A 17,986-nucleotide genomic window follows, 5' to 3' on the forward strand; every position below is an offset into this window, starting at 1 on the left:
CGGATCCGGCCCTGCTGAGCACCTTTTTCAGGTCAGTTGCCCCGCACCAGCTTGCCGGGGTTCATCAGGTTCTGCGGGTCCAGCGCCTGTTTGATATCCCCCATCACATCCCATCCGGCGCCATGTTCGGCCTGCATGTACTTCTTCTTGCCCAGGCCGATGCCATGTTCGCCGGTGGCGGTGCCGCCAAGCGCCAGTGCCCGTTCGACCATGCGGTGCGACAGATCATTGGCCGCCTGAACCTCCGCCTCATTGGCTTCATCAAACAGCAGGATCGCGTGGAAGTTGCCGTCGCCAACATGGCCCAGGATCGGTCCTTCGATGGGCGAGGCCGCGATATCAGCGCGGGTCTGCTCCACCGCCTCCGCCAGGTTTGAGATCGGCACGCAGATGTCGGTGACCAGCGCCTTGCAGCCCTGCCGGGATTGCACAATCGCCCAATAGGCATGATGGCGCATGGTCCAGAGCGCTTTGCGCTCCTCCGGCTTCTTGGCCCATTCAAAGCCTTTTGCGCCAAACTCCTCAACCACTTCACCGAAAAGCGTTGCCTGCTCTTCCACTGCAGAGTCCGAGCCGTTGAATTCGATCAACAGATGCGGGCAAAGCGGCAGATCCATTTTGGAATAAGCATTCACCGCGGCCACGGTCGCTGCATCCACAAATTCGATCCGCGCCATGGGGATGCCCATCTGGATGGTCATCTGCACCGCGCTGACCGCCGCCTCAATATCGTCAAAGGCACAGACGGCTGAGGTCACTGCCTCAGGCTGGCCATGCAAGCGCAGGGTCAGGGCGGTGATCAGGCCCAGCGTGCCCTCCGCGCCCACAAACAGCGCGGTCAGATCGTAGCCGGCCGAGGATTTGCGCGCCCGCGTGCCTGTCTGAATGATGCGCCCATCGGCCAGCACCACCTCCAGCCCCAGAACATTGTCACGCATGGTGCCATAGCGCACCGCCGTGGTGCCGCTGGCCCGGGTTGAGGCCATGCCACCGATTGAAGCATTGGCGCCGGGATCCACCGGGAACATCAACCCGGTGGCGCGCAGCTCCTCGTTCAGCACTTCGCGAGTGATGCCGGGCTGGACGGTCACATCCATATCCTCAGCCCCGACATGCAGCACCGCCGCCATATCGCGGAAATCCACAACCACGCCGCCCTGAACCGCCAATGTCTGCCCCTCCAGCGAGGTGCCAGCGCCAAAGCCCACCACCGGGCAGTGGTGACGGGCGCAGATCTTGACGATCGCGCTCACCTCTTCGGTGTTTGCCGGATAGGCCACCGCATCGGGCGGTGTCAGGGCAAAATGCGTCTCAGAGGTGCCATGTTGATCAAGATCAGACTTGGAGCGGCTAAGCCGTTGTCCTAGAAGGGTAGAAAGCTCTTCGATTGCCGCGTTTATCGACATGGGGTCCTCCGTCTTATTTGGGGCATCCTGCGCGCTCCGGCGTATCCCGCCGTGGCCGCAACGCCCTGAATTGCGCGCACCCTATGCGATCCGGCAAGGAGGAGCCAGAGACAGGCCCTGCGGCAGGAGATCACATTGTCCAATGGCATGCGCACCCACCTGATCCGGCTGACCCGGGATTGGCTGCACTCCTTTGTGGAGGCCTATCAGCTGATGCGCCGTCAGGGGCCCTCGCAGGTGCAGTTCTGGCTGATCGCTGCGGCCATCGGTACCGGTGCAGGGTTTGCCGCCTTAGGCTTTCGCAAAGGGATCGAAAGCCTGCAGGCTTTCCTCTATGGCACTGATGATGTGGCGCGGCTTCATAGCTTTGCCGAAACCCTGCCGTGGTACTGGATCCTGCTCTTGCCCATTGTGGGCGGGTTTCTGACTGGTTGGATCCTGCACCTTTTTACGCCGGACGGGCGGGTGCGTTCGGTGGCCGATGTGATCGAAGGCTCGGCCATGCACAACGGGCGTGTGGAATATAAGGCCGGCTTTGCCTCGGCCTTTGCCTCGCTGATCACGCTGTCCTCGGGGGGCTCAACGGGGCGCGAGGGCCCGGTGGTGCATATGGCGGGCATGATTGCCTCACGTGTCAGCGATGAGATCCGCGCCGATGGCATCACTGGCCGTGACCTCTTGGGCTGCGCCGTGGCGGCGGCGGTTTCGGCCTCTTTCAACGCGCCCATTGCCGGGGCGCTTTTTGCGCTTGAGGTGGTGCTGCGCCATTTTGCGGTGCATGCCTTTGCCCCGATTGTGATCGCCTCAGTCGCGGGCACCATCATCAACCGGCTGGAATATGGCGGCGTGACTGAGTTTTTGCTGCCCAAAGCCAATGTGTTGGAATTCTACATCGAGCTGCCCGCCTTTATCCTTTTGGGTCTGCTCTGCGGTCTGGTGGCAACGGTGCTGATGCGCTCGGTCTTTTATGCCGAGGATTTTGGCAACCTCGTGCAACAACGCACTGGCATGCCCCGCTGGCTACGGCCGACGATTGCAGGGGCGCTTCTGGGCCTTCTGGCTATCGCCTTTCCCCATATCATTGGGGTGGGCTATGAAACCACTTCGGCAACGCTGACCGGGCAGATCCTGCTGTGGCAGGCGGTGCTTTTTGCGGTGATCAAGGTGATTGCCGTGGCGATCACCATGGCGGGGCGTATGGGTGGCGGCATGTTCTCCCCCTCACTGATGATCGGGGCGCTCACGGGGCTGGCCTTCGGATTGGTGGCAACCAGCGTCTTCCCTGAGGTTTCCGGCGCCCATACTCTATACGCCTTGGCTGGCATGGGGGCGGTGGCCGCCGCCGTTCTGGGCGCGCCGATTTCCACTACGATGATTGTGTTTGAGCTGACCGGCGACTGGCAGACCGGTCTGGCGGTGATGGTGGCGGTGTCCCTCTCGACCGCTTTGGCGTCCCGTCTGGTGGACCGCTCCTTCTTCCTGACCCAGCTGGAGCGGCGCGGCGCCTGTGTGGCAGCGGGACCGCAGGCCTATCTGCTGGCGATGTTCCGCGCCGCCTCGGTGATGCGCGCGCCCGGCGATCCCGGCGCGGCGGATCCGGTGCGCTGCGCCGAAATGGTTGAGGATGGTATCTTCCTGACGCCTGAGGCCACCCTGCAAGAGGCGATGCCGCTGTTTGACAAGGCCGGCGTGCCCTTCATCCCCGTTGTGGGTGACGCAGAGGAGGATGGCCAGCGCCCGGTCCATGGTGCATTGTTCCATGTGGATGCGCTGAAAACCTACAACCGTGCGCTGGCGGCCACCGCGGCTGAGGAACACAGCTGAGCGCTTTCAATGATCTGAAAATACTCACGTCGCAGACATCTCGGCAGCCACAACGCTCGCGCGGTCAAAACACCGGTCGCGTCAGCATCAACCACAAGATCGCCAGAACGGCAAAAAACGCCGGAAACCCGCAGGCAAACCAGATCCGGTAAAGCCGCTGGTAACGCGCCGGCAGGGCGGTATTGTCGGCAACAGCCTGTCGGGCCAGATCGCGCATCTTGATCTGGATCCAGACCACCGGCAGCCAGAACATCCCGACAAACACATAAAGCACCAGCGACAGCACCACCCAGGGCTCCATCAGGTCATAGCCAACCTCACGGATCAGCAGATAGCCGGTGATCGGCTGGAAAAGGGCCGCCGTGGCGGTAAAGACCGTGTCGGCCAGCACAACGATACCGGCAACATGGGCGATCAAGCGCGGCTCCTGTGTGCGGTGTGAGATGACCATGAAAAACGCAATGCCCGCGCCGGTGCCCAAGAGGACGCTCGCGCCGATCACATGCAGGAAGCGCAACAGCTCATAGCTCATCGCGTGTCCTCCAGCGCCAATGGGATCAGTGCCAGCACTGCGGCGGGCAGGGTTTTCACAAACGGCCCCAGCGGATCTGCCCAAAGGTCGGGCGCCACCAGCGTGCCAGCGCCCAGATACCCCAATGTGACCGCGATCATGCCGAGGCAGGCAGGCCGCAGTCCCCGTCGCCACAGCACCATGAGGCCAAGCGCCAGATCCAGAAAGATACCAGCCGCCACCGCCACGGTGGCCAGTCCGGCGCTGCCGCCGCGGGAGGTCAAAACCTCAACCGCGGCAGGGAACTGCGCCAGACCGATTAGGCCAGAGGCCAGCCAAAACAGCGACAGCGTTGCAATCACCAGCGGGAACAGCAGAAAGAGGCGTGAAAACCAGCGTTCCTGCACCGTTGTGGGCAGATCTGACAATGTATCGTTCAACGCGCGGCAGGGTCGGCCACCGGCGGCCAGCCAGTGGGTAGGATCCCCGGTGATCCCATCCGACAGTGCGGTAAGCGCCGTGCTGCGCAGCGGCGAGCGCCAGCCAAACAGACCCAGCAGATCAGCCCCTTTCCCCACCAGTGACAGCATAAATCCGGGTAGCGGCAGGGACAGCCCTGGCGCCGGCAGGCCTTGCCAGTGGCGCAAATCGCGGATCAGTTCAGGGAAGGGGCGGGCCTCGGCCTCGGTCAGGTCGGCGATGGTGCCTGCGGCGATATCGCCTTTGGCCGCCGTGACAATGGCCGCTGTCAGATCGCTCAGCGCGATGGTTTGAACCGGCGTATCCTCTAGTATTCGCCAGTCGATCAAGGGCAAAGCCGCCACCGCGCGCAATAGGGCGGTGCCCCCATAGGCCGCCGCACCGATCACCAATGTTGGGCGTAGGATCACATGGTCGATGCCGGCCGCAACGATCGCCGCGTCCCCCCGCGCTTTGGTGCGGAAAAAGGCGGTGCTGGCCTCCTCGGACACACCCGCGGCAGAGATTTGGATCAACCGCGTGTCGCTGCCGACAAGCGCCGCGCTTAACCGTGCAGGCAACGTGGTGTGGATCGCCGCCAGATCGGTGCCGCCACCGTCTTGCAACGCCCCGGCAGCGTTTACCACCACATCCACATCTGCACAAAGCGCCTGCCAGTCTGTGGTGCTGAGCGTTGTGACATCGGCAAAATGCCATCTGGCCTGTGGCAAAACACGACGGGCGGCCGTTTCCGACCGCCCGACGCCTGTGACCTCAAAGCCCGCTGCCATCAGCGCCCGCATCGCGGCGGCACCGATCAACCCGTAGCCGCCCAGAACCAGGGCACGCGGTGGGGTGGGGGCAGGGGCAGTCATCTAAAGTGCTGTGGCTCAGATCCGTTCGACGGCCAGCGTGTCACTGACGTAGAAGCCCAGGTGATCCTTGATCCGGGCGACGGGGTCATGCGGGGTTTCATAAGACCAGGCCGCATTTTCCAGCGTGGTCGATTTGGTCACGATGGAGAAATAGCTGGCATCCCCTTTGTGCGGGCAATGGGTGCTGTGATCGGTGGCATCAAGGAAAGCCATGGCAATGTCTTCACGTGGGAAGTAGATCACCGGCGCCAGTGCGCCCTCAGTCAGTTCCAGAGCGTTTTGGCTTTCGCCCAAAACGGCGCCGCCTGCACGGACAACCCAGGTGCCTTCGGCTTTGCGGATGGTGATATCGGTCATGGTCTTCTCCCCTCGTTTCTTGTTCGCTTCGCTTTGCATGGCGATTGTTACATCAATATGTCGGCCCCTGCCGCCTGAGGGCGACGGAACGCGACGTTCCATTGACGTGAACAGTCACACCTGCGGGCCTCTCCCAAGGCCAGACATGCGCGGGGGGCCGATCAGCGGCCCCCGGTATCCACTCCTGGCTGATCTTTTCTCAGATCGGCGCGGTTGATTGCGCTAACCATAGCTTGGCTTTCGCGCTAAGCCGAGGGCCGATTTTGTCGCGGCACGCTTTATGGTAGCTGTTGAGCCATTCGCGCTCGCTCTCACTCAGCATTTCGGCGGCGATCAGGCGGCGATCGATGGGCACATAGGTCAATGTTTCAAAGCTGAGCATCGCGCGATCATCCGCCCCGCTGAGGGCGGCGGCCTGTTCCACCACAATCAGGTTTTCAATGCGGATGCCAAAGGCACCTTCGCGGTAATAGCCCGGTTCATTGGACAGAATCATCCCCGGCTGCAGCGGTTCCATGTTGCGGCGGCTGATACCTTGGGGCCCCTCATGCACCGACAGATAGGCGCCAACCCCGTGGCCGGTGCCATGGTTATAGTCCAGCCCCGCAGCCCAAAGCGGCGCGCGGGCAAAACCATCAATGTCACGTCCCGACAGCCCGGCTGGAAACCGCAGCTGCGATACCGCGATCATGCCCTGCAGGACCCGTGTGAAACAGGCGCGTTCTTCCTGTCCGACGTCACCCACAGCCAGCGTTCGGGTGATATCCGTGGTGCCGTCCTGATACTGACCACCGGAATCCAGCACCAGAAGTTGGCCGTTTTCCAACCGGGCATTGCTGGCCTCGGTCACCCGGTAGTGGATCACCGCGCCGTTTGGGCCGGTGCCCGAGATGGTGTCAAAACTGATTTCCAACAGCGCCCCGGTGTCCCGGCGGCAGGCCTCCAGCTGGGTGACCACGTCAATCTCAGTCAGAGAGCCGACGGGCTGTTCATCATACCAGGCCAGAAACTCGCACATGGCGGCACCATCGCGCAGGTGGGCGGCGCGGGCACCTGCGACCTCGGCCGGGTTTTTACAGGCCTTGGGCAGGATCACCGGATCACGGCCCAGCACAACCTCGGCCGCGCCAGCGTCCAGCGCGCGTTGCAGCGCCAGCGGGGCCGATCCTTTGTCCAGAAGCACCCGTCCTGTCAGCGCGGTGGCGGCAGCAGCCAGATTTTCTGGCGATTTCAGCGTCACCTCAGATCCCAGATGGGTCCGCACGTCCTCGGGCAGTTTTTCGGCAGCCATAAACAGATCTACTGCACCGCTATCATGCAGGATGGCAAACCCATGCGGCACCGGATTGCGGGCGATGTCACTGCCGCGGATGTTCAACAGCCAGGCGAGCGAGTCGGGCAGGGTGATCACCACCGCCGTCTGCCCCGCCTGACGCAGCCCTGCGGCCAGCCGGGCGCGTTTGTCTGCGTGGCTTTCGCCGGCTTGTTCCTCCGGCTGGATCGTGACAGCCCCAAGCGGTGCTGCAGGCTGATCCGACCAGACACGGTCCAACAGATTGTCGACCTCCCGCAGGGTGATGCCGCTGCCTTGCAGGCGCTGCACCAAGGTGGCCACCTCGCCCACGGTATGAAGCCAGGGATCTATGCCGATCACGCCGCCCTCGGGCAGCTGTTCTTTCAGCCAGTCCGCCAATTGGGTTTCGGGCCAGGGCACCGGGTTGAAATGCTCGAGGCTTACCTGCGCCTTCACCTGGGTGCGGTAACGCCCGTCAATGAAGACCCTCGCCTGATCCAGCAGCGCAGCGCAGAAGCCGGCCGAGCCGGTGAAGCCGGTCAGCCAAGCCAACCGGTCATCGCGTGGGGCAACATATTCGCCCTGATGCACATCCGCGCGCGGCACCAGAAACCCGCTGAGCGCTTCGGCACTCAACACTTCGCGCAGTTTGGCCAGACGTCCGGGCCCTTCGGCGGGTGAGGCGCTTTCTGCAAAACTCTGAAACATCCCTGTCTCCCATGTGCGGCTGGCTGAAACGCCAGCGCTTTGTCCGTTTGTACAAATATCCCGGCCAGAGGCAAAGCCATGCCCAAAACCACAGCGCGCGCCGGTTGGCGCGCTCTGCTTAGCTCTCAGATCTGAGGTCGGATCTTACAATCCGGCCTTTTTCATACCCATGGTGCGGGCCCGGGCGCGTGGATCGTGATCAAACAGGCCCGCCAGCTGTTCGGTCATGGCGCCCGCCAGCTGCTCCGCGTCGGTGATGGTCACCGCGTGTTGGTAGTAGCGGGTCACGTCATGGCCGATGCCGATGGCGATCAGTTCCACCTGTTTGCGCTTTTCGACCATGGCAATGACGTCGCGCAGGTGCTTTTCAAGGAAGTTCTGCGGGTTCATCGCCAATGTTGAATCGTCCACCGGCGCCCCGTCCGAGATCACCATCAGGATTTTGCGCTGCTCAGGGCGGGCCAGCATACGGCGGTGGGCCCATTCCAGTGCCTCACCATCGATGTTTTCCTTCAGCAGACCCTCTTTCATCATCAGGCCCAGATTGGCCTTGGTGCGGCGCATCGGGGCGTCGGCTTTTTTATAGATGATGTGGCGCAGGTCGTTCAGGCGGCCCGGCTGTTGCGGGCGCCCCTCGGTCAGCCATTTTTCACGGCTCTGGCCACCTTTCCACGCCCGGGTGGTGAAGCCCAGAACCTCAACCTTCACGTCACAGCGTTCCAGCGTGGAGGCCAGAACATCCGCACAGATCGCCGCGATTGAGATCGGGCGCCCCCGCATGGAGCCGGAGTTGTCAAGCAGCAGGGTCACCACGGTGTCGCGGAATTCAGTGTCTTTTTCCACCTTGAACGACAGCGGTGTCGTGGGGTTGGCAACCACGCGGGCCAGACGGCCAGCGTCCAGAATGCCCTCTTCCATGTCAAACAGCCAGCTGCGGTTCTGCTGCGCCTGCAGGCGACGCTGCAGCTTGTTGGCCAGGCGACTGACCGCACCTTTCAGCGGCTCCAGCTGCTGATCCAGATAGGCGCGCAGGCGTTCCAGCTCGGCCGGTTCGGCCAGCTCCTCGGCCATGATTTCTTCGTCAAATGCGTCATTGTAGACGGTGTAATTCGGATCCGCCTCTGAGGCTGGTGGCGGCGCAGGCGGCTCCAGCGGCGCTTCACCGTCGGGCAGTTCGCTCTCGTCCGACATTTCCTCTTCGGCCATGTCATCCATCGAGACCTGCGCCTCGGAGCTGTCCTGCTGTTCTTCCTGACTGCGTTCAGGATCGGCTTCGGCCTCCTGATCTTCCTGATCATCCTTGCCCGAGCTGTCGGGCTCCTGCTGATCATCCTGATCGTCGCTGGCGTCGTCTTCCTGATCCTCGTTTTCCTCATCAGGATCATCGCCCAGCTGATCGCCGTAGCCCAGGTCCTCAATGATCTGGCGGGCAAACTTGGCAAAGGCCGCCTGATCAGACAGGCGTTCCTGCAGATCCTCCAGCGTGCCGCCGGCCTGATTTTCGATGAAGCCGCGCCACAGATCCATCACATTGGCAGCTGCAGGCGGCAGGTCGCGCCCGGTGGCCAGATGACGGATCAGATAGCCGGCCGCCACGGACAGCGGCGCATCGGCGCTCTGTTTGATCTGGTCATAGCCGGCGCGGCGGGCCTCGGACTCAATCTTGGCGTCGATGTTACCGGCGGTGCCGGGCATGTCACGCGCGCCCATTGCCTCGCAGCGGGCCACTTCCATCGCTTCGTAGATCGAACGCGCCATGTCGCCGGGGGGCGCATAGCGGGCATGGGTGGTCATATCGTGATACTTGCGCTGCATCGCCAAAGCATCAGCGGTGCCGCGGGCCAAGAGAACCTCATCCCGCGTCATCCGGCGGCTGACCTGGGGCAGGCGAATGGTGTCGCCCGCCATGCCTGCCGGATCAACCGTGTAGGCGACGTTCAATTCCGGGTCATCGGCCATGACCTTGGTGGCCTCGGCAAGGGCCTTTTTGAACGGATCAGCGGGGTTGTCGCTTGGTTTTTTCATTTGGCCCAACCTTCTTTGTTTGAGAAGCTCTCAATATCCACCGATGAATCACGCGGAAAGTCGCGACCAGTTTTGTCAAAATAAGCATCGTTTGCCACATACAGCAAATCTTCGAGCCAATTCGATGAACGTTTGGGAAAAGCCCGGGGGGTTTTCAGAACATCTTGGTATGCATGTTTTCCCTGCGCGACGACCATCAAGCGTGTGTACAGAAAACTATCGGACAATCCTGGAATCCAGCTAAAGCGGCGGTAGTGTTTTCTCGTGTCCAGTGCATAGGCTTTTTGAGCCAGACACTCATAGAAACCATGAATGTCAGCTTCGGTCATTTTCGAGAGCGCGGCGACAAGCGGTCCAAAATCGGTTAATTCATCTTGCCGCTTGCAGCCTTCAATTTTCTCGATCAATGACCAAAACTGCGTGTCAATCATGGCATATAAGTTCACCCCAAGCTCATGCTGGCTGCGCTTTCGGGCAGCTCTTCGTCAAAGCAGCGCTGGTAGAACTCGGCCACGGTCTGGCGTTCCAGCTCATCACATTTGTTGAGGAAGCTCAGACGGAAAGCATAGCCCACATTGCGGAAGATCTCAGCGTTCTGGGCCCAGTTGATCACGGTCCGCGGGCTCATCACGGTGGACAGGTCGCCATTCATAAACGCGGTGCGGGTCAGATCCGCCAACGTCACCATCTGGCCGATGGTCTTGCGACCGGCCTCGGTGTTGTAATGCGGGTTTTTCGACAGGATGATGTTGGTTTCCGCGTCATGGCTGAGGTAGTTCAGCGTCGCGACCAGCGACCAACGGTCCATCTGCGCCTGGTTGATCTGCTGCACACCATGATAAAGGCCGGTGGTGTCGCCCAGACCTACGGTGTTTGCGGTGGCAAACAGGCGGAAATAGGGGTTCGGGGTGATCACTTCGTTCTGGTCCAGCAGCGTCAGCTTGCCGTCCGCTTCCAGAATACGCTGGATCACAAACATCACGTCGGCGCGGCCCGCATCATATTCGTCAAACACAATCGCGGTCGGGTTGCGCAGCGCCCAGGGCAGGATGCCTTCGTGGAATTCGGTGACCTGCTTGCCATCACGCAGTTTGATCGCGTCTTTACCGATCAGGTCGATCCGGCTGATGTGGCTGTCGAGGTTCACACGCACACAGGGCCAGTTCAGGCGGGCGGCAACCTGTTCGATGTGGGTCGATTTACCAGTGCCGTGGTAGCCCTGCACCATCACACGACGGTTGCGCGAGAAACCGGCCAGAATGGCCAGCGTGGTGTCCGGGTCAAACTTATAGGTCGGATCGATTTCCGGCACGCGGTCGCTGGCTTCGGCAAAGCCCTTCACGGTCATGTCGGTGTCGATGCCAAAAACATCGCGAACCGAGATATCTTCGGTGGGTTTTGCGTTCTGCTCCATCATGCCCTCGGCCATGGTCATTCCTCTTCGGTCAGGGTGGGGTGCCACCCGAAATGCGTCTCACGCAGCAACATATCGACGGAAACGCGAAGGAAAAGGCGAAAAGCGACAGGTGCATGGGAAAAGTGACACTACGTTACGTGCGCGCCCGTATTTCTGCTGCAAGCTGCGCAATCAGTTGGGCCATCAGCTCCGCGGCGGGCAGGCTTTGGGCGCGGGCAGCCCCGGATCCGGCCCAATGGGCGCCATAGCTGTGATCACCTTTGGCCTTGGCGGCGGCATGCAGCGCTTTGCCCGCATCATAGGTGTGCGGGTAGCCGGGGCTGTCATCCTGTCGATCTTCCCCCCATGCGGTGAAGGCATTGGGCAGTGCGCGGGCCGGGCGGCCGGAAATCGCACTGGTGAAGCCGGTATGATTGGCCGCATCCGATGCCATCGCCGCGCGGTAACCCTCATCGGCGGAGGTTTCAGGGCACAGGACAAAGGCGGTGCCCAGCTGCACCATATCCGCCCCAGCCTGCAGGGCGCGCGCGCAATCCACCCCATCCATCAACCCGCCAGCCGCGATCAAAGGCAGATCGGTGCGTGATTTGATCCGGGCCAGCAGGTCCAGCGTTGGCAACGCCTCATCCGGGGCCAAGGGGTCAAAAATGCCGCGATGGCCGCCAGCCTCAATCCCCTGCACAACAATCCCGTCCATGCCCGCGCTGACACATGCCTGCGCTTCGGCGACATTGGTGGCCGATGCCAGCAGCGTGATGCCCGCCTCCTTCAAGGCGGCAATCACGCTGGCGGAGGGCAGGCCAAAGTGGAAGGAGACAACTTCGGGCCGTTCTTGCAGCAGCATGGCGGGCCGTTCGGGATCGGCGACAAAGGACAGGTAAATTTCGCGCAGCTCATTGGGCGGCGTAGCCTCAAACCGGGCAAACTCGGGCGCCAGTGCAGCGCACCAGCGCGCCGCCTTGTCGGCTGCCAGCTGTTCTGGGTGATGGCAGAAGAAATTGGCATTCAGACAGGTCGCCCCCAAATCCCGCGCAGCGCGGATCGCCTTGCGCCCGCCTTCGGCATCAACGGAGCCCAGCCCCAGTGCCCCCATGCCGCCAGCCTTGCACACCTCCGCCGCAAGGGCGGGGGTGGACACACCGGCCATCGGGGCCTGAATGATCGGGGTTTTAAGGCCCAGACGGGGCGCCAGAATGCTCTGCATGATGTGTCCTCCTGCCGCCAACATGGCCTTTGGAAGGGAGGGGGACAAACAAAAACCGCGCCCAAAGGGGCGCGGCTGGTATTTCTACTTACTGCAAATATCACAGGAAGTTGCGGCTGTCCTTCAGCTGGTCCCAGGCCCACATGACCTCTTGCAGCTGTTCTTCCTGGCTGCGGTCGCCCCCGTTCATATCGGGGTGCAGCACCTTGATGAGCTTCTTGTAGGCTTTGCGGATTTCAGCCTTGGACATGGTGTCCTGCACGGCCAAAATCTCCACCGCTTTGCGCTCCACCGCGGGCAGGCGACGGCCTGCACCGGCGTTGCGGCCGGGGTTCTGTGTGGCATTGCCACCCAGAACCTGATGCGGATCTTCGATGCCCAGACGGGCCCAGGCACGGGCTTCGGGATCGGTGGCCTTTTTGGTCTCACGTTCCCAAACCTTGTCCGAGGAACGCTGGGCGTTCATCTCAGCCTCGGTCTTGCCGTCAAAGAAGCTCCACTTGGCGTTATATTCCTTCACGTGATCCTTGCAGAACCAGCGGAACTCATCCAACACATCCGGCGCTTTTGGCGCGCGGTATGCCCCGGCTTCGGTGCAGCCGTCATGTTCGCACTGCCGGGTAGAGGTTTCCGACGCACCGGACATGGTACGGCGGCCACGGGGGTTCTTTTTCTTTGCCGATTTGATCGACATATCGAACCCGAAGGGGTCTGATTTATCCATGAGATCACCTTTTCGACTCGGACCGCCGATAATAGACCAAATCAGGTCAAGTTGAAGGGCAAACTTGCCGCAGGGCAGAAATTCTGTCGCCGCTTGTGCAGGTCACAGATCGCGCCCGGATCAAGGCGCGGCGCGAGGATTTCAGCCGTCTTTTGAGGCGTCCGAACGTTCTGCAGCCTGCGTATCACCCTGTTCCATCAGCTGCGCCACACGGTCACGCAGAACATCCCCTTCGCCACGCGGGGCCTCAGCGGTTGTTTCTGGCTCAGCAGCGTCCGCCTCACCATCCGCAGGGATATGCGCCTCAGCCTCAAAGCTTTCGGGCATCGGCTGGAACCCATCATCCTGTGCGGGTTTGGGACGGCGGAAAATCAGGATTGAACGGTAGGCTGTGACCGAGGAGGCAATGCCCGAACGCTCTTCGCTGGGCAGGGTTTCGGCACGCTGATATTCCCAGCCCTCAGCGGCCAGATCATTCAGCTGCAATTCCACGGCATTGGCAAAACGGGCTTCAGCCCCTTTGATCCCCTTGGCCTTCACCCCACGCGCCGGGGCGGGCACAACCTTGTAATCATACTGCGTCATCAAAGAGATCCCTGTTTTAAACGCGGCGCAGGCTAACAGCAGCGGCGCCCCGGTTCAATCCGTTGCGCCCTCTTATCCCCGTCGCAGCCCAAGGGGCAAGCCAACAAAATCCGGTTTCGGGAAGGCGGCATGGGCCGTCTGCATCGCGGCAACCTTTTCAGCCACATCCGCCGGGTAGGGCGCAACCTTGGGGCCAGACATGTCGATGTGCAGCCCAACACCTTCACCGGTGGCCGAGAGCCAGCCCTCTTCATGCAGGAGCCACTGACAGAAATGGAAGCTTTTGTCGGTGCTGTCGAGCAATTGGAACCCCACGCGCACCCGGTCGCCTTCGTGAATCTCCCGCAGGTAGCGCAGCCGGAAATCGGCGCTATAGGTCGTCATCTGACGGCTGCTGGCATAATCGGGGCCAAAACCCATTGCGGCAAACGCCTCATCCGCGCCGGTGTCAAACAACACGTTGTAATAGGCCATGTTGAGGTGGCCATTGTAGTCAATCCATTCCGGTAGAACGGTTTTCACCTCTGAGAGGAAGGGGATTTGGCTTTGGAGCAGCTCGGACATTTTGTGCCTCGGGTTGGGTCAGTGCAGTTAGGTCGGTTGCGCCCAAGCTGCCAAGCGGGCCGCGAAAAGGAAAGGGCGGATGCCTCCGGTGGGAGTTTTTTAGAACATTGAAAGGGAGGGCACAGCGTAAAGAAAAACGCGCCCGAAGGCGCGTTCTGTCTGCCGGGGCTGTGGTGGGGCTCAGCTGCCGAGCTTTTGCGCCACCAGCTGGTTCACCGCTTTCGGGTTGGCCTTGCCGCCGGTGGCTTTCATCACCTGCCCGACGAACCAACCGGCCAGTTTCGGGTTCACCTTGGCCTTTTCCACCTGCGCCGGGTTGGCGGCGATGATTTCATCCAGAGCGGCCTCAATGGCGCCGGTGTCCGTCACCTGCTTCATGCCTTCGGTTTCTACGATCTCTTCCGGATCGCGGCCCGTGGTATAGGCGATTTCAAAGACGTCCTTGGCGATCTTGCCCGAGATGGTGTCGGCCTTGATCAGCTTGATGATGCCACCCAGCGCGGCGGGCGACAGCGGGCTATCACTGATGTCTTTCTCATCCGCTTTCAGGCGGCCGAACAATTCGTTGATGACCCAGTTGGCGGCCAGTTTGCCGTCTTCACAGGATGCAACCACACCTTCGAAGAAACCGGCCGAGGTGGTGTCGGCGGTCAGAACCGAGGCGTCATATTCAGTCAGGCCATAGTCGCCCATGAAACGCGCTTTCTTGGCGTCGGGCAGTTCCGGCAGCGAGGCGGCGATGTCATCAACCCAAGCCTGTTCAATCTCCAGCGGCAGGAGGTCAGGGCAGGGGAAGTAGCGGTAATCATGCGCCTCTTCTTTGGAGCGCATCGAACGGGTTTCGTTCTTGTCCGGATCGTAGAGACGGGTTTCCTGATCGACGGTGCCACCAGCTTCCACAATGGCGATCTGACGACGCGCCTCAACCTCGATCGCGGCCTGAATAAAGCGCATCGAGTTCATGTTCTTGATTTCGCAACGGGTGCCGAGGTGCGAGAAGTCCTGAGTTTCCTGATACTTCTCATACTGGCCTGGGCGGCAGATCGAGACGTTCACATCCGCGCGCAGGTTGCCGTTTTGCATGTTGCCGTCACAGGTGCCCAGATAGCGCAGGATCTGGCGCAGTTTGGTCACATAGGCGGCGGCCTCTTCCGGGCCGCGGATGTCAGGGCGCGAGACGATTTCCATCAGCGCCACACCGGTGCGGTTCAGGTCCACAAAGGACATGTTGGGATCCATATCGTGGATCGATTTACCCGCGTCCTGTTCCAGGTGGATGCGTTCGACACGCACCAGACGGGCCACGCCGGGGCCCATGTCGACCAGGATTTCGCCTTCGCCCACGATGGGGTGATAGAGCTGCGAGATCTGATAGCCCTGCGGCAGATCAGGGTAGAAGTAGTTTTTGCGGTCAAAGGCCGAGAACAGGTTGATGTCCGCCTTGAGGCCCAGACCGGTGCGCACGGCCTGCTCAACGCAGTATTCGTTGATGACGGGCAGCATACCGGGCATGGCGGCGTCCACGAAGGCCACATTGGCGTTCGGCTCCGCACCGAATTTGGTCGAGGCGCCCGAGAACAGCTTGGCGTTTGAGCTGACCTGGGCATGGACCTCCATGCCGATCACAAGTTCCCAGTCATGTTTGGCCCCGGCAATCACCTTGGGTTTCGGGGTCTCATAGGTCAGGTCCAGCATGGTTTCATGTCCTTCGAAAGCATCAGCTTGCCTTCTAGGACAGGGGCGGTTGAGGGGCAAGGGGGTTTGGTGGGGGCGGGTTGAAAGAACCCATGATGAACCGATGACCAGGGTGGTTTCCGTCAAACCCAGCAAGCGAGCAGTATGTAGCAGCAGCCTAAAAGAGCGGGGTGCCTATCAAGCGGCGGTAAAGGACTGCAAAATGGCATCGACAATCTTTTGCCCGCCTTGTGAAGAGGGCTCAATTGGGGAAATTTCCGCGAAGCCCTCTTTCTCTGCGCAGATCTTGTCCAGTCGGAGGATCGGCACACTCCGCGCTTCTGCCATTTGCAGGATCCGCACGTTGAAAGCGTTTATTGCGGCCGGCGCGTGGTTTCGCATTTCAGGTTCTGCAAAGGGGATTGCAGTGTAGATGGTGCAGGCCGTTACGGGCAGGCCGTGTTGCAACAGCTTGTCCAGCATGGCGCCATAACTGGCTTCGAACTCTGCCAAAGGGGCGGCAATCAGCTGTTCCAGTCTCGCGCCCTGTGTAATTTCCCTCAGCAAATGGCCAAAAGTCCGAAGATCATTGCCGCCAATGCTGACAAAAATGTGGGTTGTGTGGGTGGGTACGTTCTCAAGTTGCTCTGTGATGTGACCGATGCGATCTCCGTCAACTGCAACTTTGGAGGCAGACCAGCCTTGGGGCAATGAACGCCGCAATTGCTCAATCACGCCTGGTTCCCCCAAGACATAGCCATCGTTGTCAAAGATGGAATCACCCATCAGGCAAATGTGTTTTTGGGTCCTCAAATGTCTCGTTCGGAAAATTGTAATTTGCAGATCTTTATCCAATCTTGCGGCAAGATCAAACAGTTCTGCAGGGGATCGTTGCGGAAGAACGATAAAGAACGATAAGGCCGGTGTTTCTGCGGGGATGAGCGCTGTTCCCCCAAAAAAAACGCCCCCCGAAGGGGGCGCAGTCAGGCAGGTCGGTGTTTTGGGATAGCCCGGGCAGCGGGGCGGTTAGGCCGGCTGTGGGGCCAGTGCGTTTTGGGCGGCGGTGCGGCCCATTTCGGTTAGCTCTTCGATGGAGGGCAGGCTGGCATAGGCGCCCAGACCCAGTTTGGCCTGGCCCCAGATCAGCGGGTGCAATTCCTGCAGGTGGTCGCGCTGGATCCAGTCCAGCGCAGCGCGCAGCCGGCTCAGCCCTTCGCGGGTGGCGCGGCGATGGGCGGGCAGGGCGGGCAGGGTCACGGCGCAGAAGGCAGCCCAGGTGTTGACCACATGCTGGTCCGGTGCCCGCTCCAGAATATCGCGCATCCCATCCAGGAAGAAATCCGCATCAAGAAGTTCCAGCGCCCCGGGATCCACGGACAATGCGTCCAGATAAACCCAGGCGTAGCCGCCGGCGCCCCACAGATCCTCGGTCATCAGCGCAACTCGGCGCGCCTCAACCTCAAGCATCTGATAAGAGCCAAACCACCGGGGCAGCAGGTGGTTGCCAAAGGCCCGCATATGGCGCGGATTGCCCGGGTCCAGATCGATCAGGTCTTCGTAGTCATCCGCCAGTCTGGCATCAGGCTCCACCGCCGCAGCGAGCAGGGCGCAGCGGCAGGCCGCCAGAGCGGGGCTGTCATGTTCGAAGGGGCTGAAACGGTCCAGCAGGGCTTCGGCGCGCGCCATATGGCGCAGGAAGGAGTGTTGCCGCTGTGGCGGCAAAGCATCGTGCCAGCCCTCACCGCGCCAGGCCCAGGCGAAATCGATATGGGCCTGGATCAGCACAAGGGCGACACCAAAATCTTCGGGGTGATCTTCCAGCACCTCTTCGAGGGCAGAGATGCCTTCGCGGGGGGCATGTTGCGGCAAAAGCGCGGGATCGCTGAGGATCTGTTCCACCGGCTGCACCACATCCAGGCGGGCACCCCGGGCCAACAGATCGGCCAGACCCATGCCGCCGGGGGTGCAGTCCCGGCTTTGATCTGCGGCGCGGATTTCCTCACCCAGCTCCTCCCAGCGGTCCTGACGGGCCAGAAACTGGCCGCGTGCTTCGATCTGCTGACGCAGGCTGTCTTCGGCGCTGGTGGGTTTTTCTGGCAGGTCCAGGCGACGGGTTTGCGCCCCGGGGGTCGACGGGTGGGTCGACAGGTCAGTCGAAAGGGGGCGTTTGGGGGCGGCGGCATTCCGCCATGTCGGTCGCAATTTGCTGAGCAGAGTGGGGCGTGCAAACGTGGCTTTGATCATGGGGCTCTTCTTTTACTTGGCAACGGGTACTGGATCACTTGTTACCCCACCAATGTCGCGCCGCTTTCGGGCGGAAAGAAGGCAGCCCGAAGGAGCTTTCGGGCAGAAACTGCGG

16 protein-coding genes are annotated in these 17,986 nt (G+C 61.3%); 1 reads left to right on the forward strand and 15 read right to left on the reverse strand.

What is annotated here, in order from left to right; genetic code table 11:
- Nucleotides 1-32: 32 nt before the first annotated feature.
- The gene (locus TL5118_RS03075) at nt 33-1,406 is read right to left on the reverse strand and encodes an FAD-binding oxidoreductase (protein ID WP_058243871.1); all 1,374 of its coding nucleotides are present in this window, start codon (nt 1,404-1,406) and stop codon (nt 33-35) included.
- 147 nt (nt 1,407-1,553) lie between these two features.
- Here TL5118_RS03075 and TL5118_RS03080 point away from each other — a divergent pair, with 147 nt between their 5' ends.
- Complete coding sequence (locus TL5118_RS03080; protein ID WP_058243872.1) at nt 1,554-3,230, forward strand: chloride channel protein; 1,677 nt, start codon at nt 1,554-1,556, stop codon at nt 3,228-3,230.
- 64 nt (nt 3,231-3,294) lie between these two features.
- On the opposite strand, the gene TL5118_RS03085 is transcribed toward TL5118_RS03080, so the two are convergent.
- The 14 genes from TL5118_RS03085 to TL5118_RS03150 form a co-directional block, all read right to left on the reverse strand.
- On the reverse strand, nt 3,295-3,762 hold the full coding sequence (locus TL5118_RS03085) for a DUF2269 family protein (protein ID WP_058243873.1): 468 nt from the start codon (nt 3,760-3,762) through the stop codon (nt 3,295-3,297).
- The gene (locus TL5118_RS03090) at nt 3,759-5,075 is read right to left on the reverse strand and encodes an SDR family oxidoreductase (protein WP_058243874.1); all 1,317 of its coding nucleotides are present in this window, start codon (nt 5,073-5,075) and stop codon (nt 3,759-3,761) included. Before TL5118_RS03090 ends, TL5118_RS03085 begins: the two co-directional genes overlap by 4 nt.
- 15 nt (nt 5,076-5,090) lie before the next feature.
- A complete protein-coding gene (locus TL5118_RS03095; RefSeq protein WP_058243875.1) occupies nt 5,091-5,432 on the reverse strand; it encodes a DUF427 domain-containing protein in 342 nt (113 codons plus the stop codon).
- Nucleotides 5,433-5,631: 199 nt separating this feature from the next.
- Entirely contained in the window at nt 5,632-7,434 is a 1,803-nt protein-coding gene (locus TL5118_RS03100) for an aminopeptidase P family protein (protein WP_058243876.1), read from the reverse strand.
- A gap of 144 nt (nt 7,435-7,578) precedes the next feature.
- On the reverse strand, nt 7,579-9,459 hold the full coding sequence (gene cobT, locus TL5118_RS03105; RefSeq protein ID WP_058243877.1) for a cobaltochelatase subunit CobT: 1,881 nt from the start codon (nt 9,457-9,459) through the stop codon (nt 7,579-7,581).
- Nucleotides 9,456-9,890 carry a DUF4240 domain-containing protein gene (locus tag TL5118_RS03110; protein WP_131727398.1) on the reverse strand — a complete coding sequence of 145 codons (435 nt, stop codon included), beginning with the start codon at nt 9,888-9,890 and terminating at the stop codon, nt 9,456-9,458. The genes cobT and TL5118_RS03110 overlap by 4 nt, the downstream gene beginning before the upstream one ends.
- Before the next feature lie 11 nt (nt 9,891-9,901).
- Complete coding sequence (gene cobS, locus TL5118_RS03115) at nt 9,902-10,888, reverse strand: cobaltochelatase subunit CobS (protein WP_058243879.1); 987 nt, start codon at nt 10,886-10,888, stop codon at nt 9,902-9,904.
- 121 nt (nt 10,889-11,009) lie between these two features.
- Nucleotides 11,010-12,080, reverse strand: a complete 1,071-nt coding sequence (locus tag TL5118_RS03120) for an NAD(P)H-dependent flavin oxidoreductase (RefSeq protein ID WP_106404169.1) — start codon at nt 12,078-12,080, stop codon at nt 11,010-11,012.
- 100 nt (nt 12,081-12,180) lie between these two features.
- Nucleotides 12,181-12,804: a J domain-containing protein gene (locus TL5118_RS03125; RefSeq protein ID WP_058243881.1), complete on the reverse strand. Its 624-nt coding sequence runs from the start codon at nt 12,802-12,804 to the stop codon at nt 12,181-12,183.
- A 141-nt stretch (nt 12,805-12,945) separates the two neighbouring features.
- Nucleotides 12,946-13,389 (reverse strand): DUF4177 domain-containing protein, encoded by a 444-nt coding sequence (locus tag TL5118_RS03130; protein WP_058243882.1) that lies wholly within the window; start codon nt 13,387-13,389, stop codon nt 12,946-12,948.
- A 72-nt stretch (nt 13,390-13,461) separates the two neighbouring features.
- Nucleotides 13,462-13,953 (reverse strand): thioesterase family protein, encoded by a 492-nt coding sequence (locus tag TL5118_RS03135; protein ID WP_058243883.1) that lies wholly within the window; start codon nt 13,951-13,953, stop codon nt 13,462-13,464.
- Nucleotides 13,954-14,133: 180 nt separating this feature from the next.
- Nucleotides 14,134-15,648 (reverse strand): Asp-tRNA(Asn)/Glu-tRNA(Gln) amidotransferase subunit GatB, encoded by a 1,515-nt coding sequence (gatB, locus tag TL5118_RS03140; RefSeq protein WP_058243884.1) that lies wholly within the window; start codon nt 15,646-15,648, stop codon nt 14,134-14,136.
- Nucleotides 15,649-15,825: 177 nt separating this feature from the next.
- Complete coding sequence (locus tag TL5118_RS03145) at nt 15,826-16,413, reverse strand: SGNH/GDSL hydrolase family protein (RefSeq protein ID WP_058243885.1); 588 nt, start codon at nt 16,411-16,413, stop codon at nt 15,826-15,828.
- A 240-nt stretch (nt 16,414-16,653) separates the two neighbouring features.
- Nucleotides 16,654-17,871 (reverse strand): hypothetical protein, encoded by a 1,218-nt coding sequence (locus tag TL5118_RS03150; RefSeq protein ID WP_058243886.1) that lies wholly within the window; start codon nt 17,869-17,871, stop codon nt 16,654-16,656.
- Between the last annotated feature and the right edge of the window lie 115 nt (nt 17,872-17,986).

The organism is Thalassovita autumnalis (assembly GCF_001458255.1).
Lineage (GTDB): Bacteria > Pseudomonadota > Alphaproteobacteria > Rhodobacterales > Rhodobacteraceae > Thalassobius > Thalassobius autumnalis.

What these genes read in the sequence shown, in the direction of transcription:
- gatB (WP_058243884.1), bottom strand. Translation starts at nt 15,648, where the DNA reads ATGCTGGACCTGACCTATGAGACCCCGAAACCCAAGGTGATTGCCGGG.
- TL5118_RS03075 (WP_058243871.1), bottom strand. Translation starts at nt 1,406, where the DNA reads ATGTCGATAAACGCGGCAATCGAAGAGCTTTCTACCCTTCTAGGACAA.
- cobS (WP_058243879.1), bottom strand. Translation starts at nt 10,888, where the DNA reads ATGGCCGAGGGCATGATGGAGCAGAACGCAAAACCCACCGAAGATATC.
- TL5118_RS03120 (WP_106404169.1), bottom strand. Translation starts at nt 12,080, where the DNA reads ATGCAGAGCATTCTGGCGCCCCGTCTGGGCCTTAAAACCCCGATCATT.
- TL5118_RS03130 (WP_058243882.1), bottom strand. Translation starts at nt 13,389, where the DNA reads ATGACGCAGTATGATTACAAGGTTGTGCCCGCCCCGGCGCGTGGGGTG.
- TL5118_RS03095 (WP_058243875.1), bottom strand. Translation starts at nt 5,432, where the DNA reads ATGACCGATATCACCATCCGCAAAGCCGAAGGCACCTGGGTTGTCCGT.
- TL5118_RS03150 (WP_058243886.1), bottom strand. Translation starts at nt 17,871, where the DNA reads ATGATCAAAGCCACGTTTGCACGCCCCACTCTGCTCAGCAAATTGCGA.
- TL5118_RS03080 (WP_058243872.1), top strand. Translation starts at nt 1,554, where the DNA reads ATGCGCACCCACCTGATCCGGCTGACCCGGGATTGGCTGCACTCCTTT.
- TL5118_RS03125 (WP_058243881.1), bottom strand. Translation starts at nt 12,804, where the DNA reads ATGGATAAATCAGACCCCTTCGGGTTCGATATGTCGATCAAATCGGCA.
- cobT (WP_058243877.1), bottom strand. Translation starts at nt 9,459, where the DNA reads ATGAAAAAACCAAGCGACAACCCCGCTGATCCGTTCAAAAAGGCCCTT.
- TL5118_RS03110 (WP_131727398.1), bottom strand. Translation starts at nt 9,890, where the DNA reads ATGATTGACACGCAGTTTTGGTCATTGATCGAGAAAATTGAAGGCTGC.
- TL5118_RS03145 (WP_058243885.1), bottom strand. Translation starts at nt 16,413, where the DNA reads ATGGGTGATTCCATCTTTGACAACGATGGCTATGTCTTGGGGGAACCA.
- TL5118_RS03135 (WP_058243883.1), bottom strand. Translation starts at nt 13,953, where the DNA reads ATGTCCGAGCTGCTCCAAAGCCAAATCCCCTTCCTCTCAGAGGTGAAA.
- TL5118_RS03090 (WP_058243874.1), bottom strand. Translation starts at nt 5,075, where the DNA reads ATGACTGCCCCTGCCCCCACCCCACCGCGTGCCCTGGTTCTGGGCGGC.
- TL5118_RS03085 (WP_058243873.1), bottom strand. Translation starts at nt 3,762, where the DNA reads ATGAGCTATGAGCTGTTGCGCTTCCTGCATGTGATCGGCGCGAGCGTC.
- TL5118_RS03100 (WP_058243876.1), bottom strand. Translation starts at nt 7,434, where the DNA reads ATGTTTCAGAGTTTTGCAGAAAGCGCCTCACCCGCCGAAGGGCCCGGA.